The organism is Oceanobacter sp. 1_MG-2023 (assembly GCF_030689025.1).
Lineage (GTDB): Bacteria > Pseudomonadota > Gammaproteobacteria > Pseudomonadales > Oceanobacteraceae > Oceanobacter.
This window is the reverse complement of record NZ_JAUYWA010000002.1, coordinates 37,173-63,318: the sequence shown is the minus strand read 5'-3', so window position 1 is coordinate 63,318 and position 26,146 is coordinate 37,173. Positions and strand designations below refer to the sequence as shown.

Sequence of the window (26,146 nt, the reverse complement as noted above, 5' to 3'; positions counted from 1 at the left end):
GTGCCTCCCGCGAAGCTTAAGTATTCTTGTTGAGTAATATAGTCAGGTCAAGCATGGATAATAACAAATCGACTCCTGGCCATAAGGACTGGGAATTAACGCATAAAGAAGTGGCGTATCAGGGCTTTTTCCGTATTGAGCGGTTGTGGTTGCGGCACAAAACATTCGCCGGTGGCTGGACCGACACCTTCAGTCGGGAGTTGTTTGAACGCGGCGAAGTGGTGTGCGTGCTGTTATATGACCCGCAACGGGATGTGTTGGTTTTCACGGAGCAGTTTCGCGTAGGGGCCATCGGTGCAGATAATACGCCCTGGCTGACCGAATTGGTGGCGGGCATGGTAGAAGCCGGTGAGTCGGTGGAAGATGTCGCTGCCCGTGAGACGATGGAAGAGGCCGGCTGTCGGTTTGAGCGATTGTTGCCTATCTGCAGCTACTGGTCTTCTCCTGGTGGTACCAGTGAGCGGGTGCATCTCTTTTGCGGATTACTGGACAGTCGGGGTGTTGAAGGGATTCATGGACTGCCAGAAGAACATGAAGATATCCGGCTGCGGCCCATGAGTTTTGAGGACGCCTGGCAGGCGTTCGAAGCTGGAGAAATTGACAACGCGGCCACTATTATCGCGCTGCAATGGATGAAAATTCATCACAGTGAGCTAAGTCAGTACTAACCGGGTATTGGATTTATCGACTGTATCACCTTGATTGTGATTATGAACAACCGTATACGACAGCGTTATATTCCTGACCTCACGGTCTTGTCTTCTTTGGGGCAAGCGAACTATGCCCGGCTGCAAAAACTAGTGACAGATCACACTGTAGGAGTGGAACATGCGTACAGCATGAGTAATGGCTCGCAGCCTGCCAGCAGAATATCCGTTAAAATCGAGGAAAATCACCGCTACACCACGATGTTGAAAGTGTCTCAGATGGATGAGGCCAAGCGCTGGGTTGCTCCGCCAGTCATGACGGTTCGTATGTATCATGATGTGTGCATGGCGGAAGTGATTGGTTATCAGAACGAGCGGGTTGGTGAAGGGCGATATGATTATCCGAATGACCAGATGCGGCTGCCTGATGAAAAAACGCAGTTAAACCGCTTTCTGGCTGACTGGCTGGAACATTGTATGAAATTCGGACATATTGACCAGTCAGTGGCTTTAAGTTCTGGAAGTCATTCTCCAGCTGACGGCGTGTAGGGAATCTCGGTTGTTGGATCGCCTGTTATTTGATGGGAGTGGCGTTTGGTCTTTTTTGATAGAGCATCAACTTTCCGGTTGATCCAGATTACAGATACCCATTTGTGTGCTCTGAGAAGCGGCCACTTGTTGGGCATGAATACGCTGGACAGCTTGCGCTGTGTTCTGGACATTATTCGTGCTGGACACCTGAACGCTGATGCCATGCTAGTCACAGGGGATATTTCCCAGGATGGCAGCATTGAATCCTATCGCTGCTTACAGGCTGAACTCGCGCCTTTGGCAATACCCAGTTTCTGGATTCCCGGCAATCATGACGACCTCACGGCAATGGCGACTGTCACAGTTGGTACAACACTGCAAGATCGCATACTGCGCACACCGCACTGGCAAGTGATTATGCTCGACAGTAGCGTATCCGGGCAGGTGTACGGTGAGCTGGCTGACAGCGAGTTGGCCCGGTTGGAAGCGATCCTGACGCAATCCCCTGATTTGCATACGCTGGTGTGCTTTCACCATCACCCTGTCTTTATGGATTGTCGCTGGATTGACAGCATCGGTCTGCGTAACGCAGGGGATCTGATGGCGATTGTCTCGCGTTTCTCCAATGTACGGGGGTTGCTCTGGGGGCATGTGCATCAGGAAAGTGATCAGATAGAGGGTGATTTACGCTTGTTATCGACACCCTCGACGTGTGTCCAGTTTGCCCCCGGGACGGATGAATTTACCATCGATCGATTGAGTCCGGGGTTTCGCTGGCTGGATCTGTTGCCTGATGGCCGTATCGAGAGCAATATCAAGCGGGTTGAGCATATAGAGTTTGAAGTCGATTATTCGGTTAAGGGATACTGACGCCCCTTCTTGTTCAGGAACGTTCTTGACCGTGATTACCCTCGATAGCATTGGATGCTTGTACTTACATGGTTTTCTTAGTTCACCACAGTCGTTGAAGGCGCAAGAAACTCTGGCCTATTTTCGGCAGCAAGGCCTGGAAGCATCATTACGATTACCTGAATTGCACTTTGCCCCGGCAGAAGCCATCGCACAGGCCGCCGATCAACTGCAGCAACTGCAGCAGCGCCATGAACATGTGTTTGTTATTGGCAGTTCTCTGGGTGGATTCTATGCGACCTGGTTGGCACAGAACTATCAAATTCCAGCCATTCTGGTTAACCCTGCGGTTAGGCCTCATCAGTTGTTCCGACATTATCTTGGCCCTCATCAGCACTACCATAGTGGTGAGACGTTTGAAGTGACAGAGTCATATCTCCAGCAGCTGGTTGCATTGGAAGTAACTGAGATTACCTATCCTGAGGATATGTTGCTGCTGTTGCAAACGGCCGATGAGACGCTGGATTATCGCTACGCGGCTGATTTGTATCGGGCTTGTCCGGGATGGAACCAGGCCGGTGGTTCTCATGGATTTGATAGTTATCAACAGTTCTTGCCACGCATTATGGCATTTGTCAGCCACCGTTTCCGGTTGCGTTGAGCGGCGGGTGAATGATACCCGATGGCTGGGTATACTCCGTGCCTGCCGTACCGTTAACAGAGGTCAACATGTCTGACACCCGCAAAACATCTGGTCAATACACCGCCGCATCCATTGAAGTTCTGAGTGGACTGGATCCGGTGCGCAAACGTCCGGGCATGTATACGGATACCACGCGTCCTAATCATCTGGCTCAGGAAGTGATTGATAATTCGGTGGATGAGGCTCTGGCTGGCCATGCCTCGCGTATTGATGTCACATTGCATGCTGATGGCTCCATGACAGTACAGGATGACGGCCGAGGTATGCCAACAGATATCCATCCGGAACATGGCGTTTCTGGTGTTGAGTTAATCCTTGGCCAGCTGCATGCCGGAGGGAAGTTCTCTAACGACAGTTACCAGTTTTCTGGTGGGTTGCACGGTGTTGGGGTTTCGGTTGTCAATGCCTTGTCCAAGGCATTGGAGGTGACAATCTGGCGAGATGGCCAGGTGCACCGCATCGGCTTCAAGGATGGTTATAAGGTAACCGACTTGCAGGTGGTTGACCGTTGCGGCAAGAAAAAAACCGGTACCAGCGTGCGCTTTATGCCGGATGAATCGTATTTTGATAGCCCTCGCTTTTCTATTGTACGGCTGAAGCATGTATTACGGGCGAAAGCGGTGTTATGCCCGGGCTTGCGTATTGTCTTTGTGGCTCCTGACAGTGCCGATAATGCGGAATGGTATTACGAAGATGGCCTCAAGGATTATCTGGTAAGTGCCGCCAGTGGTTATGAGGTGTTACCCACAACCCCTTTTACTGGTGTTATGTCAGGCCCCAGTGAAGGAGTTGATTGGGCGGTACACTGGTTGCCGGAGGGAGGTGAGTTATTGCAAGAGAGCTACGTCAATCTGATTCCTACAGCTCAGGGTGGCACACACGTCAACGGCTTCCGTTCAGGATTGTTGGATGCCTTGCGGGAGTTTTGTGAGTACCGCAATCTGCTGCCAAGAGGCATCAAACTGACGCCGGATGATTTGTGGGAACGCTGCTCCTATGTTGTCTCAGCCAAGTTGACCGATCCCCAGTTTGCTGGACAGACCAAGGAGCGACTGTCTTCACGGGAAGCCTCGGCCTTTATTTCTGGTGTGGTGAAAGATGCGTTTGCCTTATGGCTGAATGACCACATTCCTGCTGCGGAGCAGTTGGCAGAGCTGGCGATCAGTAGCGCTCAAAGCCGATTACGCAAATCGAAAAAAGTAGCTCGCAAAAAGATTACCCAAGGCCCTGCACTTCCTGGCAAGCTGGCGGACTGTACCGGACAGGATGGGGAGCGGACGGAGTTGTTTCTGGTCGAGGGTGACTCCGCCGGTGGTTCTGCCAAGCAGGCCCGGGATCGGGAATTTCAGGCGATCATGCCGCTACGCGGCAAAATTCTTAATACCTGGGAGGTCGATTCGGATCAGATTCTGGCCTCACAGGAAGTCCATCATATTGCTATTGCTTTGGGTATTGACCCTGGCTCGAATGATCTTTCCGGCTTGCGATATGGCAAGGTCTGCATTCTGGCTGATGCTGACTCGGATGGTTTGCATATTGCGACCTTGTTGTGTGCGCTATTTTTACGCCATTTCCCGGCACTGGTATCCGAAGGTCATGTGTATGTGGCAATGCCTCCTCTGTATCGGATCGACATTGGCAAGGATGTCTATTATGCGCTGGATGAAGCCGAGCGCAGTGGCATTCTCGAGCGTATCGGCGCAGAGAAAAAGCGTGGCAAGATCAACGTGCAACGATTCAAGGGATTGGGTGAAATGAATCCGATGCAGCTGCGAGAAACGACCATGGATCCGGATACCCGTCGATTGGTGCAATTGGTGCTGGAAGAAGATGATCCAGAAGAAGAAGTACAGCAAACCTCCGAGACACTGGAATTGATGGATATGCTGCTAGCCAAAAAACGAGCCGGTGATCGCAAGATCTGGCTTGAACGCCGTGGTAACGAGGCTGAGCTGGCATAACAATCCTGAGGCTGTCATAGAGGAGTAATGGCAGTCCGGGTATGGATAGGTCGGGTTGAATACGGCAAACAACAAAAACAAATAAGGGCTGCAAATGCAGCCCTTATTCTTATGCAACGTACAGTATCCGGTTATTACGGGACAAAGTTGATGGGGAACTCAACACTGGTCACCTCGACTTCCGGACGATCCTTGAATCGCATACGACGGCATTGTGACAGCAGACGTTTATGCAGAGCTTCATCGTTCAGCTCGCTGCGACCAATTTCACACGACTGAACTGTACCCGAAGGGGTAATTTTCAGAGCCAATACCACGGTACCTGCCAGCGTAGGGTCTTTCTGCTGAGCTCGGCGATAGGCATTGAAGAAGCTTTGTTTGCTGGTTTCAAACACCAAACGCATTTCTTCCTGAGTCCGATTGCTGCCGGCTTCCTCTGTCTTGCGAATTTCTTCGCTGGAAACTGCAACAGCCGTTGTCGTACGTTCACCAAGCTGCTCGCCACTGGTAGCTGCTGTCAGGGTTGACTCATCAATACCGCTTAAGGCAATGACAGCATTCGGATCAACAACACTACCAGCACTGACTGCGGTGCTACCAACGTTGCTCAAAGCCGCACTGCTGGTATCCAGCTTGACGTTCGGAATGGCAGCTGCCAAAGCAGCCAACGAGTTCAGAGCATCACTACCCAGTGCTTCTTTTACCTTCTCCTGAGCTTTTTTACGTTCTTCTGGCTTGGCTTCTACCTTGGGTACAGGCTTGGGCCTAGGCTTCGGTACGTCGGCAACTTCAGGTTTAGGCACCTCCGGTTTTGGTTCTTCTACTTTCTCTTCCGGCGGTGGCGGCGGTGGCGGTGGCGGCGTTGGTTTCCTCTGTTCCAGCAATTTTGCCAGTGCAGGTGGGATCTTTTCCAACTCACTCCGATCCGGTTCCGGTACATCCATCATCGGGATCAGAATACCCAGTACTGTTGTGAACAGCAGGGCTATCACCAGAATCGAGATGTAACGCTTACCGCCAGTATCTACCCAGGGTAAGATCGGCTCGTGTCGATTAACGAGGGCTTCACTCATGGGGCACCCCCATCGACTTTATTGACGGCCAGAGAAATATTACTGAAAGTTGCTTTTGAACATGTGTTCATTACTTTCTTCAGCAAAGCGTATGGCGTGTCTTTGTCACCCACAACGGTGATATACCGACCCAACTCCAGCAGTTCTGGTGAGAGAGGTGAACGTTCGGCCATATACTGCAGCTCGGTAAGGAGTGCATCAATGGTTTCACCTTCAGACGCTTCAACCTGAGGTATGGTAACAATAGACCGACCCTGAACCAGAATCTCTTGCTTGTTCACCATCACGACCAGATTTTCGTCTGGCGTGTTTTCAGCAATGGAGTTCGGCAGCTCAATCTGTTCACTATCTTCAACTTTCACGTCGTTCTGGTTCACCATAAGGAAAAATACCAGAATGGTGAAAATATCCATCAGCGACGTCAGATTAAGAGTTGCTTCCCCTTTCTTGCGCTTATGGTTGCGATCCATGCGCTTGGCGCGGCGGGACGTCTTCTTCATTGTGTCACCTCCGTTGTGGTCGCCAGGTCAGGTGCTGCACCCAGAGAAATATCAGGGAACAGGGCTGCATCAACCACTGACGTTACAACAACGGCAGGGTATATACGAACCGCATCCATCACTGATACCAGAGTCTGATAATCAATTCCTGCTTCAGGAAGCAGGCTGATGTCGGTTTTTTGAGCAAATACAGGATCTTTTTTGATCTCTTGCAGGATGGTTGACAGTCCTTCCAGGTCATAGCTTGCGCCTTCTTCCTTCGGGAATGTCGCGTGCACCACCGTCTGCAACAGATAGCTATGAGAAACTTGTATGCTGTCTGAGCGGATGATGACCTCTAGCGTCACATCTTTTGGGTCTACAACAGTAGGCTGATCGCCCGCCGGCAACTTGAGATCGATTACGGCCAGTTGTGAGAACACCATGTTCATCAGCAGTACTGGTACCAATACGATCATCAGGTTCATAAAAGATGTAACGTTGAGCTCCGCCTGTTCTTGATTGCGTTGGCGTCTCATTGGAAATTACATCTCACTTGTTGCCGGTAGTGGATTGACCTTGCTTGCGCTCGGTAATGATGTTCAGGAACTTCACTCCGGCCATTTCAATGCTGTCGACAATTTCATTGGTTTTGGTTTGCAGGTAGGTATGCAGCAACAGCAGCGGAATAGCAGCCATCAAACCAAATGCGGTGGTGTTCATCGCAACCGAGATACTTTGTGACAGCAGCGTGGCTTTTTCTGCCGGAGCTGCGTTGGCAACCGCGGTAAAGGCCGCGATCAGACCCATAATGGTACCCAGCAGTCCCATCAGGGTGGCAATGTTTGCCATGGTGGCAACATATTGAGTACGTTTTTCAAGCTGTGGAACAGCTTCCATCAAGCCTTCTTCAAGAGCATATTCGATTTCTTCGCGACGTTGGCTGCCAGGAATACGAGCAATGGCAGCAGAGAAGATATCGCCCAGTTTGGTGCTGGACTCATTGGCATAGTTCAGAGCCGCACGCATATCACGGCTTTCAAGCATTGGCAGGATTTCATCAAACGTCTTGCGATTACTTGATTTTTCTCTTGTCAAATAGATCAAACGCTCCAGTGCAATGGCAACACCTACTGCCATGATGAAGCCAATCGGGTACATAAATACGCCGCCTTCTTGAAAAAAACGTACGATGGAATCCATAGAATTTCCCCCAGATTTATTACGTGGTAGATAGTATTTTACTGTTATCTTCCAAGCTGTTATCGGTATTTAACAGCAAGAAAATTGCATTTAATCGACAACCGGCCAATAAAAACAGTCGATATGACTTATTTTTTTCCAGCCTTCGCGATCCTTGTGTTAGTTAGTTCGCTTTCCTTTCCGTTGCCTGATCACCAAAACCGTCTCTGAAACGCCTGGCATATTCCACTTCAAGATGAAACTGCTTCGGTTGTAACGGCTCGAAGCGTTCTTCTTCATAGCCAGTGAGCGGTTCGAACGGTATTTCCACGTCGGGTGTATCTCTCCACGAAGTAATCGTCATCATGCCAGCGTCTTCAGAATTACCAAGAATGGATATACCTTCCAATTGAATGACGTCGGCTGCGAAAACACTTGTCGGGGTAATCAGAGCCAGTAAAGTGAATAACCATATTTTCATCAGGAGTCTCCTTCCGAATCCACAGCAGCCTCTGTTGGTTGCGGCTCTTCTGGTTGATCGGATGTTTCATCAGCTTGCGGGTTCGAGTCTTCTGTTGCAGTGGCTGCCGCATCTGTATCAGGTACTGGAGTACTGGGAACCCGTTTGGCAAGATCCTGTATCCATATATTTAACAGTGGATCTTCCTCTGTATTCAACTGCTGTGCTGTCCGGTATTGCAGCAGCGCCTTGCCATACTGCCTCATATACAGGTCATACAAAATCCCGAGATTGTAATGCAAATCGGGATTGGGTGCAGAACACTGAATGGCTTTGGAGTAGCTTTCCTCGGCCAAGGTAAAATCACCTAGTTCCCGTGCAACTGGCCCCATGGCCTGAAATGCTGCACAGAATTCACTATCCAGAGCCAAAGCCTGCTCGATGCTGGCTTTAGCTCCTTCAAAATCCTCGGTCTGATATTGTGACAGCCCAAGATTAACCCAGACACCAGGGTAGTCCGGGGTCCGTTCCGACATAATGGTCCAGTGTTTCAGGGCCTGATCATAGCGCTGGGATTTGAGCAGCAACAAACCATGCTTGAAGAAACCAAGGGTTTCAGCATCAAGGCCTGCGTTTGCAGAGTCTTCTTGCCCAGAGGCATCGGTCTCTTCTTCTGCTGTTGTTTCCTGTTCTGGTTCGGTGGCCTCGTCGCCACTCTTCATCAGCGAGCTACAACCTGCCAGCGTCATCACCAAGAGAAAACTAGCGAATCTCACTAACATAGCTCAATTCCTTTTCTTTCTTGCGGTATTGGGTCGGTGCCAGGTCAGCCATGACATCGAAGCTCTTTTTAACCCACTCATCATAAATACCATCATAGGTACGGTTGATGTTCTTGAGATGAACGTCCATCGCAGCCTGCTCGAAGGGGTAAGACTGGTCTTCCAGCAAGAACTGGTACTCTTCCAGCTCCAGTTCATCCAGGCCTTTGGGTCGCTCAGACTCTAACAATGCCTTGCTCAGCTGAGTGTACAGCTGACCGATCCGGTAGGTCGAAGAGGTCGTGAACTCAAGCACTCCCATTGCCACGGCCTGGGTATACAGGGCTTGGGCTTCTTGCATGGCCTTGTTTTTGGCCGGAATACTCTCGTTCAGCGGCAGGGTCAGTGGCAGATTCACGTATTTTTCCCGTGCGAATTCAGCCAGCTCGTAGGAAGCCCCTGCAGCCAGGTATTTTGACCGCTCTGTTTGCTTGTTACCCGCTTCAGCATTCAGACTGATAATCTTGTCGAGCCAGTAGCGGCGTTTTTCTTCGTCTTTTTCGCTGCTTTCCATGCCGTACAGTTGTTCCAGTTTGTAGCGAGACTCAATGGCCGGATCAAAAGGCTCGGAATAGTTGTTGGCATAGCGCTTGAACATCACAATGGCGCTGCCAATATCTCCAGCTTTCTCATAATATTCACCGGCCTGGAAGGCTGCAATACGCTGTTCTTCCTCATCTTTGCTGGTGCGCCACACATCCGCCAAAGCATTGGCTGCGGCTGACCATTTCTCCTGTTTCTCATAGGTGAAAATCAGCTTTTTGGGAATATCCTGGCTGAGTTTGTGATCCGGATACTTGTTCTGGAATGTGTTGAGCGCTTCTTCTGCGCCCGCATAATCTTCCACTTCAAACAGCAAGGTGATGGCATCGTATTCTGCAATAATGGAGTTTTCGCTGCCTGGCGTGACGTCACTGATACGGTTCCAGCTGGAAGCCGCCAGTTCATAGTTACCTTCTTCACGGGCTTTTTCACCCTGCTTATAGATCGAGGCGGCGACTTTTTCACGAATATCATTGCGGACATCAGGGTCGATATCGCTATATTTCAACGCTTCCTGAAGCGATTCTTCTGCTTCTTCGTAATAGCCCAGTTCAAAGGCGGCGTGACCGCGAACCAGTGCTGCACCATAACGATAGTTGTCCGCAAGGCTGTCCTGAATATCCCAGGCCGTACGGGATACAATCAGTGCTTCTTCGTAATTCTTGTCAGCAAGAAACAGTTCAGAGGTACTGACCAGCACCTTGCCACGTTCTTCGTGATCCGGGAATGTGCGTACAAAGCGCATGGAGTTTTCTGCACTTTGCTGCCGCCATGCCGTCGCTTCTTCAGCATCATCCGGCTGGTATTTGTTGTATGCCAAAACGGTCGCGTAAGCAGCTTCCGGTGCCAGCTCATGATCAGGGTAATCGTAGGCTACGATCTGGTAATGGTCGCGAGCCTGTTGATAATTACCCAGTTCATAGGCGATTTCTGCCAACAGGAAGTGAGCTTCCGGTGCATCTTTTGCGTCTGGGACACTGCGTAAATAAACGTCATACCATTTGGCGGCTGCAGCGTAGCGTTCGGCTTTTTCTTCATCACCCTCGGTTTGTTGCGCCCAGCCATGGTTGAATTTGGCCAGATCCATAATGTAGACAGCAAGTGGCTCACGGATGGTGTCGCGTACGGCATCGTCATGATTGGCCCAGTAGTCACTGTCGATACCAAAGCGATCGATATAATCCGCTTCACGTTCCCGTTGCAGTACCGGATAACCCGCGAGGGTATATTGTTCAATCATGCGTTGGAAATACAGTGGCGCCTGCTCGCTGTCCGGATAGCGTTCGATGTACGCGGTCAGAGCAGATGCACCACTTTGATAATATTTTTGGTCGTAGTAATAATCCGCCAGGCGGTTGTAAATCAGGTATTCGTAATGGCGGTGGCCATACTCATCAAAAAACTCACCGATTTCTTCCCACTCTCCGCCATAGCTGAAGGTAACGGCCATGGTGTAAATGCTGTCTTTCAGGATCTCTAGACTGGCACCTGTGGCGTTATCAATACTATTCTGGTCCGGATAGTCTTCATCCAGCAAACGGGCAAAGGCAATCTGGCTGTCATCGTAACGGCTCTGTTTGAACAGCGACCAGCCCAGCATATAACCTGCATTACTGTAGTATTTGTTGCCGGTACGGCCGTACTCAATCAGGCGTCGAAATGATTGTTCCGCTGCGACATAGTCTTTCATGGCATAGCGTAATTCACCGAGGCGGAATTCGGCATCCAGATAATAGATAGAATCCGGGTATTGTTCCGCCAATTGCTGGAAGGCCTCGGCTGTGTCTTCCGGCTGCATGGCTATGCTGTAGGCTTTGGCCAGCTGGTAGAGAATTTCGTCATTGCCTTCACTATCAGGGTGCTCTTCCAGGATGGCTTTAAATTCCCGAATAGAAGCAGCGAGTTCTTCAGGATCAACGTCTTTCTCTTCCTCGGAAAGGAGATCATCACCAGCCCAGGCAGCTTCTTGTTCATGCAAGCGCAGTGCGGCAATGCGTCGAGAAGCCAGCACTTCGTACTGGTGTTGATCTGCTACTTCAATATAAGCCCGATAACGAGCCACCACGTCTTCATTGGTGACGATCAGTGGCTCATTGGATGGTGCTTTCAATCCGTAATATGTGAGATCCGATATGGTGCCAGCCTGGTGTGGTTGTACCTGGGCACAGCCAGCAGTTACAAGCAGACAGGAGACGACAGAGGACCATATCAGTGAGCGCTGGTCAGTCATATTCACCCAGGCCTCCGCTGTTGGTGTTGCGACGTAACTCGCCATCGTAAAGTCGTGCGATCGACAAACGGGTAGTCGCGAGATAATCCTTGAGTCGGTCTTTCAACATGCCGATATGGCTCTGAGCAACGGTGACAACCTGCTGCTGCTGTTTGGTGTGAAGTGCTGTTAGTGTCTGCTCCAGTGCGCCGAGCTTGTTCGATACTGCATCGATCGTTGCCAGGTGCTCTTCTGATCTGGCATGAAAAGCGCCGGCCTGTGCCAATAACTCATTAATATTGGTCAGTTGAGTATTCAGATCCTGATATTGCTGTTCCAGAACAAGTTGCTGTTTCTGGAGTGCCCAGGCCCGCTGAGGCTGGGCTTTGGTCAGCTGCCACAGCGTGATGCCCTGCAGGATACTTGCCTGTGTTTGTACATCCTGTTCCATAGAGGTGCCATCTTTGGATTCATTGGTAATGGCCTCCAACTGATCCAGCCTGTTCCGCTCAGGTTGTATTGCAAACCCCAACGGTTGGTTGCGGTGCGCTTGTATCTGATGATTGATCTGTATGATTTGTTGTTGTAGCTGTTTGGTGTTGTCTGCTACTTGGGCCAGATGATCAGATTCAACCACTTCCAGGTAAATTGCCTGATTGGCGAGCTTGTCGGCTCTTGCGATTGACAGGTGCTGCTGCTGTTGCTGAACCCACCCAAGCATGCTGCGAATATCGATCAGACGTTGCTGTTCTTGCAAGAATGCACTGGTGCTCAGCAAACCTTCGAGATGACGACTGGTTGATGATGAGGCAACCCCCTGGAGGTCGGGGCTAAGTATGTTGTCAGAAGCGCTGGACTGCCGCTCTTCCCAATGGCTGACCCACTGGGAAAGTGTGTCGATATTGTTGAGCTGGTCAAGTTGCTCAAGTGCTTCGGTCATACGTTTTTCTGTGTATTCATAAACCGGCAACGATGGCACTCCGCCATTCATCAGCTCGGCAACGTAAGAGGTCGCCATTAATGATTCGAGTGTATGAATGTTGAGTAAAGGAAAGTGCTCTTGCAAGACCCTCCATGGCTGTAAGGCCTGGTCGTATTGCCAGCGTTTTGATAGTGCCCAGCCATATTGCAGTAGCGCATCAGAGGTATAAGGACCGTCTTTGGAGACCAGCCGCAAGTAACTGATCGCCTCATCGTAATGCTTGTTGCGTAATTCATACTTGCCGGCTGTCAGGCGAAAGCGGTCATTCAGTGCCGATTGTTGCTGGTCTTCTGCTTCATCAACAAGAAACTCGCCAACCCATTGCTGTAAGTCTTTGGAAGAGATGCCCAGTCGCATTTTTGCCAGCATCAGGTTGTAACCCGCAAACCGGTACCATTCACTCTCCTCGTCAATCAAATCAAACGCTTGTTCGGCTTGTGTTATCTGATCGCGGTTGGCATGTGAGGTGGCAGCAATAAATGCCGCTTCCGATGTGTCCGTCGGGTTTAGCAAGGCATCGTTGGCCATGGCTCGACCAATCAGCCGACCGGCTTGTAGCCAGTCATTTCTGTCGGAGGCGTTACGAGCCAGCATGAACCAGGTATTTCCCATTCCTGGAGAGAGGCCAAGAGCCGGGTCGTTAAGCAAGACGTTGGCATAAGAGTCCATTCCCAACTCTGACAAGCCTGCTGGAAGGGTGTACATGATATCCATATCTGAGAGCGTGGGTTCTGCATCATCGTCGGTTATGGCGTCCAGCGGTGTGCTGGTCAGATAATGAAAAAAATACACGCGTTTGCCCAGCTCATGATTCAATATCTCAAGCGGGGTCTTGGGTGCCGGAACAGAGGCACTCAGTGTGGATATAAGGCCGTTGTCTGGCGCCGTAGGCTGTGCGCAGGCCGTACTGCTTACCCAAGCGGTAGCCGCTACGGCCAGAGCGAGTAATCCTGACTTTTGCATGACTTACCAAGCCTTCAGAGTAGCAACTGCGCTGCGTTTGGCGGTGTCGTCCGTAATAGAAAGCAATAGTTTGAGATGGTTGCCACCTTTACGAAAAACGCCTTCATAGACCAGATCGCGGACACGGTTGTTGTCGTCACGTCCACGAACGACCACTTTCAACAGGTGGTTACCTGGTGCCAGTTCAAGATCGGTCAGAGGCTGGACAGCACCAAACTTGAGGGCCTGAACTTCTTTCTCTGTATACAAGTAATTAATTGGCGAGATGCCATGCCCTGATATGGTAATGGACATGGGGGTAAAGAATTTACCGTTACTGAGTGCCAGGTAGAGTGATGTCTTGGTACTGATCGGGCTGATCAGTTGTTTTTCGATGGCTGACAGTTCACTACTCAACTCAACGACCGAGCGTTTGGCTGAATCGATTTCAAGCTGAATGTCTTCCGGGGTTGCAGCTACGGCCTGGAATATACCGAAGAACCATAGCATCCCTGCAACTAAAAACTTCATAACCACCTCATCAACGTTGACGTACCACGCCGTCCACAGATAACCAGTGACTCAGGGCGCGACGAGTGAATTCCATATTTCTGAAAAGGTTACCTGCGTACAGGTAATCCAGTGTTCCGTCCGGGCTGACCAGCATAACGGCAGGCAAAGGGTTGATTTGCCATGCCCTGGTGAGCGACTGGTCGTATGCCAGTAACGGCAGACGTGTACGGGGTGCGTCTTTTACAAAACGGTCATTGGCATCCCAGATCACCCAGGTAACCAGTCCGTCTTTGCTGTACTGACGCGCCAGCCGTTCGTAGTGTCCCAGTGCTTTCTGGCAGTCTTTACAGGCACCCACCCAAATCAGCATGACTGGCTTGCCGCGCTGTTCTTCCAGGCTCAACGCATAGCCACCTTTTACAGGAGGGAGCGCAAGCTCGGTCAGCGTATCGCCAATCGACAGTTTGTTCGGAGCTGCTTCAGCTATCGAAAAACTGCTGATCAGGGCTGTCAGGATTAGTAGTAAAAACCGACTGCTATGCTCCATTGCAGACCTCGGTGCGAACCTTCTTGGTTGAGTACTTCATCATCGACGTGGTAGTAACGGGTTTCGGTACCAATCCAGTAGTCGCCCATCATGACCTGAAGCGATGTCCCTACACCGAGGTACATACCATGGCTGCTGCCTGTGAACTGTTCACCAATAAGGCCATCCACATTCAGCTGCCATGGCAGGAATGTTTCACCATCGAGGCTGGTAATACCTTTGAGGAGGGAATAACCCAGACCGGCGGTGATGGCGCGGAAAGATGAATGCTCTTTCAGGTCAACATTGCCATCGTCATCTTCAATTGTTGGATTACCAAATGATGTTAATCCAAGCTCGATATTACCCAATGCATCCAGGCGATCGGTCAGGTGGTAACGGATAGAGCCACCAAACAGCAGGCTGTCACCGTATTCGGCGGAGGTTTGTTGCCCAAGGGACATGCCGATCAGCATGGTCTGCTCAGGTATGCCATCAGAAAAATCGAAGGTGCGGGGAATAGGTTCAAATATCTCTGCCGTTCGTGGCGTTGCGGCAACACCGGCGAGAGGCAAGATGCCTTGCATGATATTGGCCCCATTAAGAACAGAGCTGGGATCAGTCGGCACTTCATCTGCCATATAGCTCTGCTCTGAGCTCAGTTGTGCCATCTGAGCCAGGATGGTTTCCATCATGGCCGGGTTATCAAACGCGGATACCTCGGTCGGCTCTTTTTGAGGAACCATGGAGAGCATCTTCTCTAGCACTCTCGGGTCGTTCAGAGCATCCGGGTTTCCTGGAGCCAGCTCGGCATCGGCTTTGGCCTTTTCAGCGACCACCCCCAGCATTTTTTCGAGCACTCTTGGATCATTCAGAGCATCCGGGTTTCCCGGCGCCAGCTCAGCATCAGCCTTGGCTTTATCTGCGACCAAACTCAGCAGATTTTGCAATACAGCGGGGTCGTCAATAGATGATGGAGAAGTCTCGGCAGCTGCAATTGACGACGCTGCCAGGAGGAAACCCAGTGCAAGACTGGATCTTTTCAGAAACGAATTTTCCATACTAGGGCCAACGCTCCGTGATTTGCACTATTGCCAGACAAGGCTTGCTGGACCTGAACCCGGCCGCCGATGCTGACGTTGTAAGCTATATTCCAGTTGATGTCGGTCGTGGCTGACAGTACCGGCACAGTTGTGTCGTCCCCATCATCATCCCAGCGGGTCGAACCGCCGGAACTCTTGCCAATGCCAACTCCCAAATACCCATCCCATGACCAGCGGCCGTTCTCTGCAAAAGGGAAGCGCTTGCCTGCTTCCACTGAGTACCAGTCGTCATTTGTGTCGGTGGAACGGGTTATACGTACCGCTGCAGCCTGATCAAACAGAGTGAAGTTGGCTCCCAGAGTCAGAGCGGTTTCAGATGTTGCGGCCACTTCAAACTGCGGGTTGTTGTCGTCACTGTGATCAAGAAACTGCAGTGGTTCAAGTCGTTTGATATTTTCTGGCAATGCGTCGAGTGATTCAACACTGATCCAACCGTGATATTCACCTGCCTGTACGTATAGCCAGTTGAGCTGGCGCTTCAGGGGAATCAGTGCGGTATCCGACGGTACATCCGTCGTCACGGGATAAGTATCGGCCGGCCCCATGCGCAGCTGAATGGGCGCTGCGGTCGCAACAGAAACAAGACCGACACTCAGTGCCATAGCCTTGATCAGCGTGAGCAGTCTGCCGACTAAATAGTCTGTCGAACGTTGCTTTGTTTCCGGATTCGCCTGCATGTCGGCACCAGTTCCTTGTGTGAGTTACCAGTATTCGTGGCTGTGGCACAACGGCGGGCAGTATGCTTAGCCGCTCAGTGCTCGTCAACACAGTGTATCAATTATGTTACATCACGTTAATTCCGACATCTTTTGCGCACTTCGTCGGTATGGTACTGATCGCTGGCTTATGACGAAGCGACGAGAATAACAGTCTATTTGGACGGTTTTATGTCAGTTCGATAATAAATAGAAGGGGCCTGAGTGATTGTCCGACATGGCGAACAGGTATAACCACTCTGTTTGTGCGCAGGAATGGCGGTATTGCGTCATCTGCAGGGAAGATATGGCTCAATCATCATTGAGCCCTATTCAGACCGAGGCTTCTTGCTAATACTGTGCCTTTGGATTGTTAGCAAATCGACCAAGCATGTTGAATATAAGCAATAAAGTTGCCTGTTATCCGCACTTTCCCCGGCGTTTGTAACCACCGTCAGGATAAAAAAAATTTACAGATTGTGAATTGATTCCGATTTGATCAAGGGAATTTTTCTGGTTACTTCGATGTTTCAGGCAGCTGACAGGCGACTGCTGACATTCTGATCACAGTTCGCTAACCGGTCAATTGGGGAGATAGAGTTACATAAGTTAACACTATGCAGGATATGATGCCTTCACAGGGTTCCGACAGGAATCGGTTTTACAGACTTCTTTAGCGGGACAATGGATGCATCTCACCTCATCTCGTAGGGCAGGTCATTTCGACTGGCTGAAAAGTTATCATTCGCTGATGCTGTTGCCGATGGTGACAGCGCTTCTGCTTATGCCTTTTATGGATGGCACTGAAGTTCGTTACTGGCTGGTTTTCTGGGTGTTAGTGGTGGTGGTTTTGACGATTTGTCGAGCCTGGATGATGCACTCTAACCGGTTGCATTTGCAGCAGCACAGTGGCGTATTACAAGCCATCTTTGATGGCCTGCCCGATGGTATTTTTTTTAAAGACCGTGATGGCGTATACCGTTATGCCAACGAGCGGGCAATGGGAGCCATCGGGACCGACTTGCTAGGCAAAACAGATATTGAGCTGTTTGATGGTGATCCGGCCTGGGAATGCCAGTGCGCTGATGATGAAGTGTCTGACCAGGGCTGTCGCTACCGCCGAGAGCAATGGGTAACGTCATCCAGAGGAGAGCGAGTGTTGATGGAAATCAGCAAGTCACCGCTCTTTGATGCGCAAGGGCACTGTCTGGGGGTGCTTGGTGTCAGCCGCGATGTGACCGAGCTGCGCAAGATTCAGAATAATCTGGAATTTGTTGCGCATCATGATGCGCTTACCGGCCTGCCTAACCATACGCTGTTGTCGAAAAAAGCTGACTATGCCTTACGTCTGGCGCGGCGTCAGGGAGGGAGCCTGGCGCTGCTGCTTTTTGATCTCGACCGCTTGAAAGGGATCAATGACACCTTTGGTTACAATATCGGTAATTTGTTGTTGCAGGACGTGGCGCGCCGTTTTAGCAGCAATCTGAGAGATTCCGATCTTTGTGCCCGTATGGGCGGAGATGAATTTCTGCTCGTACTGCCAGAGTTTGGCGGTCACGATAACCTGGTCGCCAAGGCGACGCAGTTGTTGGCTGTGATTGCAGAACCTTATGAACTTAATGGCCATACTCTGTCACTTTCCAGCCATGTGGGTATCAGCTGTTTTCCACAGGATGGCGATGAGTTTGACACCCTGGTTCGTCATGCTGATGCCGCCTTGCATCAGGCCAAATCCCAAGGACATAAGGCATTGTGCTTCTATGAAGCATTCATGCTGGAAACCCTGAACGAGCGCTCGGTGCTGGATCACGATTTGCGTGAGGCTGTCGATCTGGGTCAGCTGGGGATGATGTATCAGCCACAATTCCGTTTTGGGGACAAACAGCCACGACGGGTTGAGGCATTGATGCGGTGGCGGCATCCACGGCTGGGCAGTGTCTCGCCGCTGGAATTTATCCCGATGGCGGAAACCACGGGTCAGATTCACGATATGGGACAGTGGGCGGTGGAACAAGCCTGCCGACAATTTCTGGACTGGCGCGAGCAAGGCCTGTGGCTGGAAAAGATAGCCATCAATGTGTCTGCCATTCAGATCAATAGCGGATTTGCCGACCGGCTAATGGCATCGATGAATGCCATGTCATTCAACCCCGCCTGGCTGGAGCTGGAAATTACCGAAACGGCCATCATGAGCAGCATTACTGAAGTCAGCCGCCAAATCACCCTGTTGTGTAATCAGGGAGTCGAGTTTTCGATCGATGATTTTGGTACGGGTTATTCTTCACTGAGCAAACTGAAATCGATGCCTGTGACGGTACTGAAAATCGACCAATCCTTTGTGCGTAATATCAACGACGATATCAATGATTATGAAATCGTTCGGGCGATTATCCTGATGGCCAAAAGCCTGGGCCTGCATGTGGTGGCTGAAGGCATCGAATCGCAGCCACAAGCGGCGATACTGCAGCGCCTGGGTTGCGACTGGGTGCAGGGCTTTTTGTTTAGTCAGCCATTGTCCGGGGACGACTTTCTGGCTCGCTACCGTGACAACACAGGTGCTAGTGTTACCCCGGCTGCGGCAGAAAACGACAGCATGACCACGGAGAATGATTGCTGATCTGATGGGCCTCAGTCACAATCAGTCCACTTGAATCCAGCCGTATCCGATACCAATGACGCAAATCAGCTATACCGATGATGGCGTAGAACGCCAGTCTCTACGCCAGTACACCGAGAACGCTTACCTGAATTATTCCATGTACGTCATCCTAGATCGTGCCTTGCCTCACGTAGGAGACGGACTCAAACCGGTACAGCGTCGTATTATCTATGCCATGAGCGAACTGGGCCTGAAAGCCACGGCCAAGTACAAAAAGTCCGCCCGGACCGTGGGGGATGTGCTCGGCAAATACCATCCCCATGGTGACAGCGCTTGTTATGAAGCGATGGTCCTGATGGCTCAGCCCTTTTCCTATCGTTACCCTCTGGTGGATGGCCAGGGCAACTGGGGAGCTCCGGATGACCCCAAATCCTTCGCGGCCATGCGTTATACCGAAGCCAAATTATCGGCCTTTGCCGATGTGCTGTTGTCCGAGTTGGGACAGGGGACCGTCAACTGGCAACCCAATTTTGACGGCACACTGGACGAACCCACCACCTTGCCAGCTCGTTTGCCCCATGTTTTGTTGAATGGCACCACCGGTATTGCTGTGGGGATGGCCACGGATATTCCGCCACATAATATTCGTGAAGTTGCCAGTGCCTGTATTCATTTGCTGGATCATCCGGGGGCCACCAGTGACGATATCTGTCAGCTGGTTCAAGGGCCGGATTTTCCGACCGAAGCGGAAATCATCACCCCTCGGGAGGAGCTGCAGAAGCTCTATCACAGTGGGCGTGGCAGTATCAAGATGCGGGCGGTCTACACCCGTGAAGACGGTGATATTGTCATTACCGCTTTGCCACACCAGGCATCCGGCTCCAAAATCATGGAACAGATTGCCGCCCAGATGCAGGCCAAAAAACTGCCGATGGTTGCCGATTTGCGTGATGAGTCTGATCATGAAAACCCGACCCGGCTGGTGATTGTACCGCGCACCCGCAAGGTCGAGGCCGATGCGCTGATGACTCACCTGTTTGCGACCACCGATCTGGAGCGTAACTACCGCGTCAATATGAATGTGATTGGTCTGGATGGACGGCCGCAGGTGAAAAACCTGATCACCATGTTGAGCGAATGGCTGACCTACCGAACCGACACCGTGCGCCGCCGTCTCCAGTTCCGGCTCGACAAGGTGCTGGCCCGTTTACACATCCTTGAAGGCTTGTTGGTCGCTTTTTTAAATATCGACGAAGTGATCGAGATTATCCGTGAGGAAGACCAGCCGAAACCGGCGCTGATGGCGCGTTTTGGTATTTCCGACAAGCAGGCCGAAGCCATTCTGGAATTAAAACTGCGGCATCTGGCCAAACTCGAAGAAATGAACATTCGGGGAGAGCAAGATGAACTGGAAAAAGAACGCCAGTATCTGGAAAAAACCCTGGGTTCCGAACGGCGCCTGAAAACCCTGATCAAGAAAGAAATCAGTGCCGATGCCGAGCGATACGGTGACGATCGCCGTTCACCACTGGTTGTACGGGCCGAAGCCAGGGCATTGACTGAGACCGAATTACTGAGCGCTGATCCGATCACCGTGGTGTTGTCACAAAAAGGCTGGATACGAGCGGCCAAAGGCCATGATGTGGATGCGGCAAAGCTGAGCTACAAGGCTGGGGATGCCTTTTTGCAGGCCACTCCGGGCAAGAGTAATGAGCCGGTGGTGTTCCTGGATGATACCGGCCGCAGTTATAGCCTGATTGCTCACACCTTGCCTGGTGCCCGCGGTCAGGGAGAGCCACTGACCGGCCATTTGAATCCTCCCCCGGGGGCGACGTTTGAGCATATGCTCATGGGGCAAGACAGCAGCGAATACTTGCTCTGTAGTGACGCCGGTTATGGTTTTATTACCCGCTTCGCGGATATGCAAAGCAAAAACAAGGCGGGCAAGGCGCTGATCACTTTGCCCGCCAATGCCCGGGTATTGGCACCAAGTGTATTGCCTGCCGGCGATGAGGTCTGGATTGCCGTGGTGACCAACGAAGGCCGTATGCTGGTATTCCCGGCTGCCGACCTGCCTCGCTTGAGCAAGGGCAAAGGCAACCGGATGATTAATATCAGCGCTGCCAGTGCGGCCGAAGGTGTGGAGCTGATGGTCTCGGTTCAGGCATTGCAAACAACCGATACCTTGCTGGTTTACTCCGGCAAGCGTCATCTGAAAATGAAATTCAGCGACCTGGAGCATTATTTCGGTGAGCGGGGACGGCGAGGCAACAAGCTGCCGCGCGGCTTCCAGAACGTTGACCGACTGGAGCTGCTGTCGCCACAGGGCTGACAGCAATCGTCAGTAATCGAATCAGTCGCTGACAATAAACAACCGAAAGCAGAACTCCTTGGTGGTTTTGCTTTTGCGTTCCTGCCAATGGCTGGGCCAGGTTGGTTGCAGCGCTGCTTCATGCTCGATATAGACCAGGGTGCCAGGTAATAACGTCAGCGCATCAATCGCTGGTTGCAGTAGCTGCTTGCCAAACGGTGGATCAAGGAAAACCAGATCAAAAGGCTGTGGGTTTTGTTGCAACCAGGCCAGGGCATCACCGGCCCACACCTGGGCATTCAGGGCGTTTAACACGCTGAGATTATCCTTTATCTGTAACGCAACCTTGGGGTGTTTTTCCAGAAATACCACCTCCCGTGCTCCGCGAGACAGCGCCTCGATACCAAGTGCACCACTGCCAGCAAAGGCATCCAGCACCCGCGCGCCTTCGACATCAAACTGTAGCCAGTTAAAAATGGTTTCACGAACCCGGTCCATGGTTGGACGCAAACCATCAACCGCAACAAAGCGCAGTCGACGGGAGCGCCATTCGCCACCAATAATTCTCAGTTGTTGGGTTGGTAACTTACTCACGCAGAATCTCATCAATAACCATGGGTATCGGCGGATGGTATCAAGCGCAGCCCGAATGTCGACATCGGACTTGCAACCCGGGACATCCAAAAGACAGGAATAGTGGTAGCATAGCCGCCTATTTCAGCCGTTTCCGGCATATTCTCCCAGCCACGCTGACAGTGAACGCCATGTTTAAGTTTTTTAAGCGCAAAAAGAAAAACCAGCCAGCCACCGAATCACCGGCAGAGACCGATGCGGTAGTCAGTGCTGATGTAACAACCGACCCGGCAGAGGCCGGACCAGAGAGTGATGCCTGTGTGGTCGATGCCCCACAGGTAGACGCTACCGATGCGATTGAATCGGATGACCTTGACCATCCGCCGATTTGGGCTGTCGAGGATAACAGCCCATCCGGGATGTCTGCCTTTCCCGAGCTGGAAGATACTCTGGATGAAGCAGCGCCGATAACAAACGATCTTGCCTCAGACTCTGGTTTGGCAGCGGCTGAGGAGCCTGCTGTTCATACTCCTGTTGATGCCCAGGTTGACGGCCTTGTTGACGATGCTCTTGAACCTGAGCCGGTCGTGGAAGCATCCATCGAGCCAGTCGTGGATATAACCCCTGAACCCGACTCCGAACCCATCGCCCCAGCCACACCGGCAGCACCAGAAAAAGTCTCAAAACCCGGCTTTTTCGCCCGCATCAAGGCTGGCCTCAGCCGCACCCGCAGCAGTCTGACCGATGGGCTGGCGAACTTGCTGTTGGGCAAAAAAGCCATTGATGACGACCTGATGGAAGAGCTGGAAACCCAGCTGATTATGGCGGATGTTGGTGTAGAGGCCACCGCAGATATCATGTCGCGACTGACCGACCGCGTAAGCCGCAAGGAACTGAAAGATTCCGACGCGCTGTACGACGCCCTGATTGATGAATTAAAAAGCGCACTATCCCCGGTGGAAGCACCACTGCTGGTGACGGCGCAGGCGGCACCCTATGTCATCCTGATGGTGGGTATCAATGGTGTGGGTAAAACCACCACGATTGGCAAATTGGCTCGCCAATTCCAGAATGAAGGCAAAAGCGTGATGCTGGCTGCAGGCGATACCTTCCGGGCCGCGGCGGTTGAGCAACTGCAGGTATGGGGTGAACGTAACGACGTACCGGTGATTGCCCAACATACCGGAGCCGATTCCGCCTCAGTGATTTTTGATGCACTGCAGGCGGCGCAAAGCCGTAAGGTCGATGTGCTGATTGCCGATACTGCCGGACGTCTGCACAACAAGGACAATCTGATGCAAGAGCTGGAAAAAGTGGTTCGGGTGATGAAAAAACTTGATCCGGCAGCCCCTCACGAAGTCATGCTGGTGCTGGATGCCGGTACTGGCCAGAATGCCATCAACCAGACCCGGCAATTCCTGCAGTCCGTCGGCGTGACCGGCCTGACGCTGACCAAGCTGGACGGCACTGCCAAGGGTGGGGTGATTTTTGCCCTGGCGAAACAGTTTGGTATTCCAGTGCGGTTTATCGGTGTCGGTGAAGGCATTGAAGACTTACGTCCGTTTCATGCCGGTCAATTTATCGATGCTCTGTTCCAGCGCGACAACAGCGGAGACTGAGCGATGAGCATGGTTCGCTTTGACCAGGTGGGCAAACGCTACGCCGGGGGCAAGGAAGCGCTCAGCGGCGTCAGCTTTGAGCTGGAACGGGGTGAGCTGGCTTTTCTGACCGGCCACAGTGGCGCTGGTAAAAGCACACTGCTGAAGCTGATGATGCTGATGGAGCGGCCTTCCCGGGGACAGGTGTTTGTGGATGGCCAGAACCTGAACCGCTTGCGGGCCGGACAGGTGCCTTATCACCGCCGTAAGGTCGGCGTGGTATTCCAGAATCACCAATTACTGTTTGATCGTCCGGTATTCGATAACGTCGCGTTGCCGCTGCAGATTGCCGGGTATTCACCACTGGATTGTGCCCGACGGGTACGGGCAGCGCTGGATTCCGTTGGCTTGCTGCATCTGGAAGGCCGCAATCCGGTGGAATTGTCTGGAGGAGAGCAGCAACGGGTGGGTATTGCCCGCGCCGTGGTCAACAAACCCCCTCTGCTGTTGGCTGATGAGCCAACCGGTAATCTTGACCCGGAACTGTCAGCAGAAATCATGGATTTGTTTGTACGCTTTCAGCAAGTGGGGGTCACCGTATTGATCGCCACCCACGATATTGCCCTGATTGAACGTATGGGCAAGCGTCGCCTGATTCTTGATCATGGTCAGATGGGAGGCGATTTGCATGTCGACCACTCCGGATAAAAAACGGGGCGCCGTTGCGGCGTCGCGTTCCGCCGCATCTGCGGCTCAGCCCACGCGTTCAGCGTCGTCAGGAGCCTCGGCACAAAGTATTGGTTTTGTTCATCGGGCGACCGCCTGGCTGGCTCATAACCAGCTTGTGGCGGTAGAGACCTTGCTGACCTTGCTGGCACGACCGGCATCGAGCCTGTTGACCTGGCTGGTGGTTGCCATTGCCTTGACGTTACCGGGGGCATTGTGGATGTCTCTGACCAATATTGAGCAGCTGAGTGGAAATTTTCAGCAGTCCGGCCGTATTACCCTGTATTTACAGCAAGAAGCCAGTGTGGCTGCAGGGCAGACATTACTGCAACGTATCGAAGGGCTGGAAGATGTGGTCGACACCGAATACATCAGCGCCGAGCAGGCACTGGCGCAATTCAGTGCCGCCAGCGGCCTGGCGGATGCGTTGGCCATGTTGGCGGAAAACCCGTTGCCTGCGGTGATTCTGGTAGAGCCGCCGTTGGGGCTGACTGCGGAGCGCTTGCAACAGTTGCTGCAGCAGCTGACCTCTTTCCATATCGTCGATAGCGCACAGCTGGATATGGCCTGGCTGGAGCGGTTACGGGCCATCATTGCATTGGGCGAACGCCTGATCTGGGTGTTGGGGGTGATGCTGGCCTTGGCTATCTTGCTGGTGGTCGGTAACACCATTCGCTTGTCCATTGCCGCGCGGGTGGATGAAATCCGGGTGATCAAGCTGGTGGGGGGCACAGACGCCTATGTGCGTCGGCCTTTTTTGTATACCGGCTTGTGGTACGGCATGGTGGGCGGACTGCTGGCCTGGCTGATGTTGATTGGTTGCTGGCTGTTGCTGAAACAACCGGTGGCAGAACTGTCCGCCCTGTATGGCTCTGCCTTTGAGCTGCAACCCTTGTCCGCCAATGCCGCTCTGGTCTTGTTGTCTGGCGCGATGTTGCTGGGTTGGTTAGGTGCCTGGTGGTCTGTAAGCCGCCATCTGCATGAAATAGAACCCTGATAGTGTGACTTATGCCGTTATTGTTGCTGTAATGGAACTCAGTGCTGCCTTGGATGTCGGAGAATCCGGGTGCTACACTGACCCTGAAATTCAGATTCTGTAGCGAACCTCGCCACAGTTTATGCGGTGGAGCAATTCGCTACCTTGTCGCTAATGGAGTATGTAATGAACAAAGGCTTGCAAGCCGTCGATGCACTGTCCCCGGGAGCCAATCTCGAGGCATACATTTCAACGGTTAATGCGATTCCTATTCTGAGTGTTGAAGAAGAGCGAGAGCTGGCCAACCGCCTGCACTACCAGGAAGATCTGGAAGCGGCGCGTCGACTGGTTATGGCTCACTTGCGCTTCGTTGTTCACATTGCCCGCAGCTATTCCGGCTATGGGCTGAACCAGTCCGATCTGATCCAGGAAGGTAATGTTGGTCTGATGAAGGCCGTCAAACGTTTTAACCCGGAAGTGGGTGTGCGTTTGGTGTCATTTGCGGTGCACTGGATCAAGGCCGAAATTCACGAATTTATCCTGCGTAACTGGCGTATCGTCAAAGTGGCTACCACCAAGTCACAACGCAAACTGTTTTTTAATCTGCGTAGCCAGAAGAAGCGTCTGGGTTGGTTGAGCCAGGCAGAAGCCAAATCCATCGCTGCCGACCTGGGGGTTGAAACCCGTACGGTATTCGAGATGGAAGGCCGGCTGAATGCTTACGATGCGGCGTTTGATGCCGGTGTCGATGACGATGATGATTCCGCCTATCAGGCCCCTGCGTATTATCTGGAAGATAAAAGTGCTGATCCGGCACTGACCGTCGAAGCCGATAATTATGAGCAGGATGCCAGCGAACGTTTAAGCTCGGCGTTGAGTGATCTGGATGACCGCAGTCGGGCGATTCTGCAGCAGCGTTGGCTGAGCGATGAAAAGGCGACCCTGCATGAGCTGGCGGCGATTTACAATGTTTCCGCTGAGCGTATTCGTCAGCTGGAAAAGAACGCCATGAAAAAGCTCAAGAATGCCATGGGCGGTAGCCTGATTCCGGCAATCTGATCTGCGTTTGGCTGGCTGGGGTCAGCCGGGTCCGTCAGTCTGTTTCATGTTTCAAGGTATAAATTCAAGCCATAAAAAAAGCCAC

At 52.0% G+C, this 26,146-nt stretch carries 24 protein-coding genes; 11 read left to right on the top strand and 13 right to left on the bottom strand.

Translation table 11 applies throughout. From position 1 onward, the window contains the following. Positions 1-53: 53 nt before the first annotated feature. The 5 genes from Q8W22_RS01640 to parE all read left to right on the top strand — a co-directional run bounded on the left by Q8W22_RS01640 (position 54) and on the right by parE (position 4,691). Entirely contained in the window at positions 54-668 is a 615-nt protein-coding gene (locus tag Q8W22_RS01640) for an NUDIX domain-containing protein (RefSeq protein ID WP_303431316.1), read from the top strand. Positions 669-710: 42 nt separating this feature from the next. Beyond that, a complete protein-coding gene (locus Q8W22_RS01635; RefSeq protein ID WP_303431317.1) occupies positions 711-1,196 on the top strand; it encodes a DUF1249 domain-containing protein in 486 nt (161 codons plus the stop codon). Positions 1,197-1,241: 45 nt separating this feature from the next. Then, positions 1,242-2,048 carry a 3',5'-cyclic-AMP phosphodiesterase gene (gene cpdA, locus Q8W22_RS01630; protein WP_305451420.1) on the top strand — a complete coding sequence of 269 codons (807 nt, stop codon included), beginning with the start codon at positions 1,242-1,244 and terminating at the stop codon, positions 2,046-2,048. Positions 2,049-2,079: 31 nt separating this feature from the next. Continuing rightward, complete coding sequence (locus Q8W22_RS01625) at positions 2,080-2,688, top strand: YqiA/YcfP family alpha/beta fold hydrolase (RefSeq protein ID WP_305451510.1); 609 nt, start codon at positions 2,080-2,082, stop codon at positions 2,686-2,688. A 68-nt stretch (positions 2,689-2,756) separates the two neighbouring features. Further along, positions 2,757-4,691: a DNA topoisomerase IV subunit B gene (gene parE / locus Q8W22_RS01620; protein ID WP_303431319.1), complete on the top strand. Its 1,935-nt coding sequence runs from the start codon at positions 2,757-2,759 to the stop codon at positions 4,689-4,691. Positions 4,692-4,825: 134 nt separating this feature from the next. On the opposite strand, the gene Q8W22_RS01615 is transcribed toward parE, so the two are convergent. The 12 genes from Q8W22_RS01615 to Q8W22_RS01560 all read right to left on the bottom strand — a co-directional run bounded on the left by Q8W22_RS01615 (position 4,826) and on the right by Q8W22_RS01560 (position 16,126). Beyond that, complete coding sequence (locus Q8W22_RS01615; RefSeq protein WP_303431321.1) at positions 4,826-5,764, bottom strand: TonB family protein; 939 nt, start codon at positions 5,762-5,764, stop codon at positions 4,826-4,828. Beyond that, positions 5,761-6,264: a biopolymer transporter ExbD gene (locus Q8W22_RS01610; RefSeq protein ID WP_303431322.1), complete on the bottom strand. Its 504-nt coding sequence runs from the start codon at positions 6,262-6,264 to the stop codon at positions 5,761-5,763. Before Q8W22_RS01610 ends, Q8W22_RS01615 begins: the two co-directional genes overlap by 4 nt. Next, positions 6,261-6,782: a biopolymer transporter ExbD gene (locus tag Q8W22_RS01605; protein WP_303431323.1), complete on the bottom strand. Its 522-nt coding sequence runs from the start codon at positions 6,780-6,782 to the stop codon at positions 6,261-6,263. Before Q8W22_RS01605 ends, Q8W22_RS01610 begins: the two co-directional genes overlap by 4 nt. A 13-nt stretch (positions 6,783-6,795) precedes the next feature. Then, positions 6,796-7,446, bottom strand: a complete 651-nt coding sequence (locus tag Q8W22_RS01600) for a MotA/TolQ/ExbB proton channel family protein (RefSeq protein ID WP_303431324.1) — start codon at positions 7,444-7,446, stop codon at positions 6,796-6,798. Positions 7,447-7,609: 163 nt separating this feature from the next. Further along, positions 7,610-7,906: a hypothetical protein gene (locus tag Q8W22_RS01595; protein WP_303431325.1), complete on the bottom strand. Its 297-nt coding sequence runs from the start codon at positions 7,904-7,906 to the stop codon at positions 7,610-7,612. Further along, positions 7,906-8,667 (bottom strand): tetratricopeptide repeat protein, encoded by a 762-nt coding sequence (locus Q8W22_RS01590; RefSeq protein WP_305413656.1) that lies wholly within the window; start codon positions 8,665-8,667, stop codon positions 7,906-7,908. The genes Q8W22_RS01595 and Q8W22_RS01590 overlap by 1 nt, the downstream gene beginning before the upstream one ends. Beyond that, positions 8,648-11,359, bottom strand: coding sequence for a tetratricopeptide repeat protein (locus tag Q8W22_RS01585; protein WP_305451419.1), 2,712 nt, complete (start codon positions 11,357-11,359; stop codon positions 8,648-8,650). Before Q8W22_RS01585 ends, Q8W22_RS01590 begins: the two co-directional genes overlap by 20 nt. A 112-nt stretch (positions 11,360-11,471) precedes the next feature. Continuing rightward, complete coding sequence (locus Q8W22_RS01580; RefSeq protein ID WP_305451418.1) at positions 11,472-13,403, bottom strand: hypothetical protein; 1,932 nt, start codon at positions 13,401-13,403, stop codon at positions 11,472-11,474. 3 nt (positions 13,404-13,406) lie between these two features. Beyond that, positions 13,407-13,913: a hypothetical protein gene (locus tag Q8W22_RS01575; RefSeq protein WP_303431329.1), complete on the bottom strand. Its 507-nt coding sequence runs from the start codon at positions 13,911-13,913 to the stop codon at positions 13,407-13,409. A gap of 10 nt (positions 13,914-13,923) precedes the next feature. Beyond that, a complete protein-coding gene (locus tag Q8W22_RS01570; protein ID WP_303431330.1) occupies positions 13,924-14,442 on the bottom strand; it encodes a TlpA disulfide reductase family protein in 519 nt (172 codons plus the stop codon). Beyond that, positions 14,412-15,482: a hypothetical protein gene (locus Q8W22_RS01565; RefSeq protein ID WP_305451417.1), complete on the bottom strand. Its 1,071-nt coding sequence runs from the start codon at positions 15,480-15,482 to the stop codon at positions 14,412-14,414. Before Q8W22_RS01565 ends, Q8W22_RS01570 begins: the two co-directional genes overlap by 31 nt. Further along, a complete protein-coding gene (locus tag Q8W22_RS01560) occupies positions 15,464-16,126 on the bottom strand; it encodes a hypothetical protein (protein ID WP_303431333.1) in 663 nt (220 codons plus the stop codon). The genes Q8W22_RS01565 and Q8W22_RS01560 overlap by 19 nt, the downstream gene beginning before the upstream one ends. A 781-nt stretch (positions 16,127-16,907) precedes the next feature. On the opposite strand from Q8W22_RS01560, the gene Q8W22_RS01555 reads away from it, so the two are divergent. After that, complete coding sequence (locus Q8W22_RS01555) at positions 16,908-18,836, top strand: bifunctional diguanylate cyclase/phosphodiesterase (RefSeq protein ID WP_305451416.1); 1,929 nt, start codon at positions 16,908-16,910, stop codon at positions 18,834-18,836. A 55-nt stretch (positions 18,837-18,891) separates the two neighbouring features. Continuing rightward, positions 18,892-21,150 (top strand): DNA topoisomerase IV subunit A, encoded by a 2,259-nt coding sequence (gene parC / locus Q8W22_RS01550; RefSeq protein ID WP_305451415.1) that lies wholly within the window; start codon positions 18,892-18,894, stop codon positions 21,148-21,150. A 21-nt stretch (positions 21,151-21,171) separates the two neighbouring features. Here the strand turns inward: parC and rsmD are convergent, their stop codons facing one another. Then, positions 21,172-21,723 carry a 16S rRNA (guanine(966)-N(2))-methyltransferase RsmD gene (rsmD, locus tag Q8W22_RS01545; protein WP_305413664.1) on the bottom strand — a complete coding sequence of 184 codons (552 nt, stop codon included), beginning with the start codon at positions 21,721-21,723 and terminating at the stop codon, positions 21,172-21,174. A 170-nt stretch (positions 21,724-21,893) separates the two neighbouring features. On the opposite strand from rsmD, the gene ftsY reads away from it, so the two are divergent. From ftsY to rpoH, 4 genes are all read left to right on the top strand, one after another. Beyond that, positions 21,894-23,321: a signal recognition particle-docking protein FtsY gene (gene ftsY, locus Q8W22_RS01540; protein WP_305451414.1), complete on the top strand. Its 1,428-nt coding sequence runs from the start codon at positions 21,894-21,896 to the stop codon at positions 23,319-23,321. A gap of 9 nt (positions 23,322-23,330) precedes the next feature. Beyond that, positions 23,331-24,008 (top strand): cell division ATP-binding protein FtsE, encoded by a 678-nt coding sequence (gene ftsE, locus Q8W22_RS01535; protein WP_303431395.1) that lies wholly within the window; start codon positions 23,331-23,333, stop codon positions 24,006-24,008. Continuing rightward, complete coding sequence (ftsX, locus tag Q8W22_RS01530; RefSeq protein ID WP_305413667.1) at positions 23,989-25,023, top strand: permease-like cell division protein FtsX; 1,035 nt, start codon at positions 23,989-23,991, stop codon at positions 25,021-25,023. Before ftsE ends, ftsX begins: the two co-directional genes overlap by 20 nt. A gap of 165 nt (positions 25,024-25,188) precedes the next feature. Beyond that, positions 25,189-26,061: an RNA polymerase sigma factor RpoH gene (gene rpoH, locus Q8W22_RS01525; RefSeq protein WP_303431340.1), complete on the top strand. Its 873-nt coding sequence runs from the start codon at positions 25,189-25,191 to the stop codon at positions 26,059-26,061. Positions 26,062-26,146: the final 85 nt, after the last annotated feature.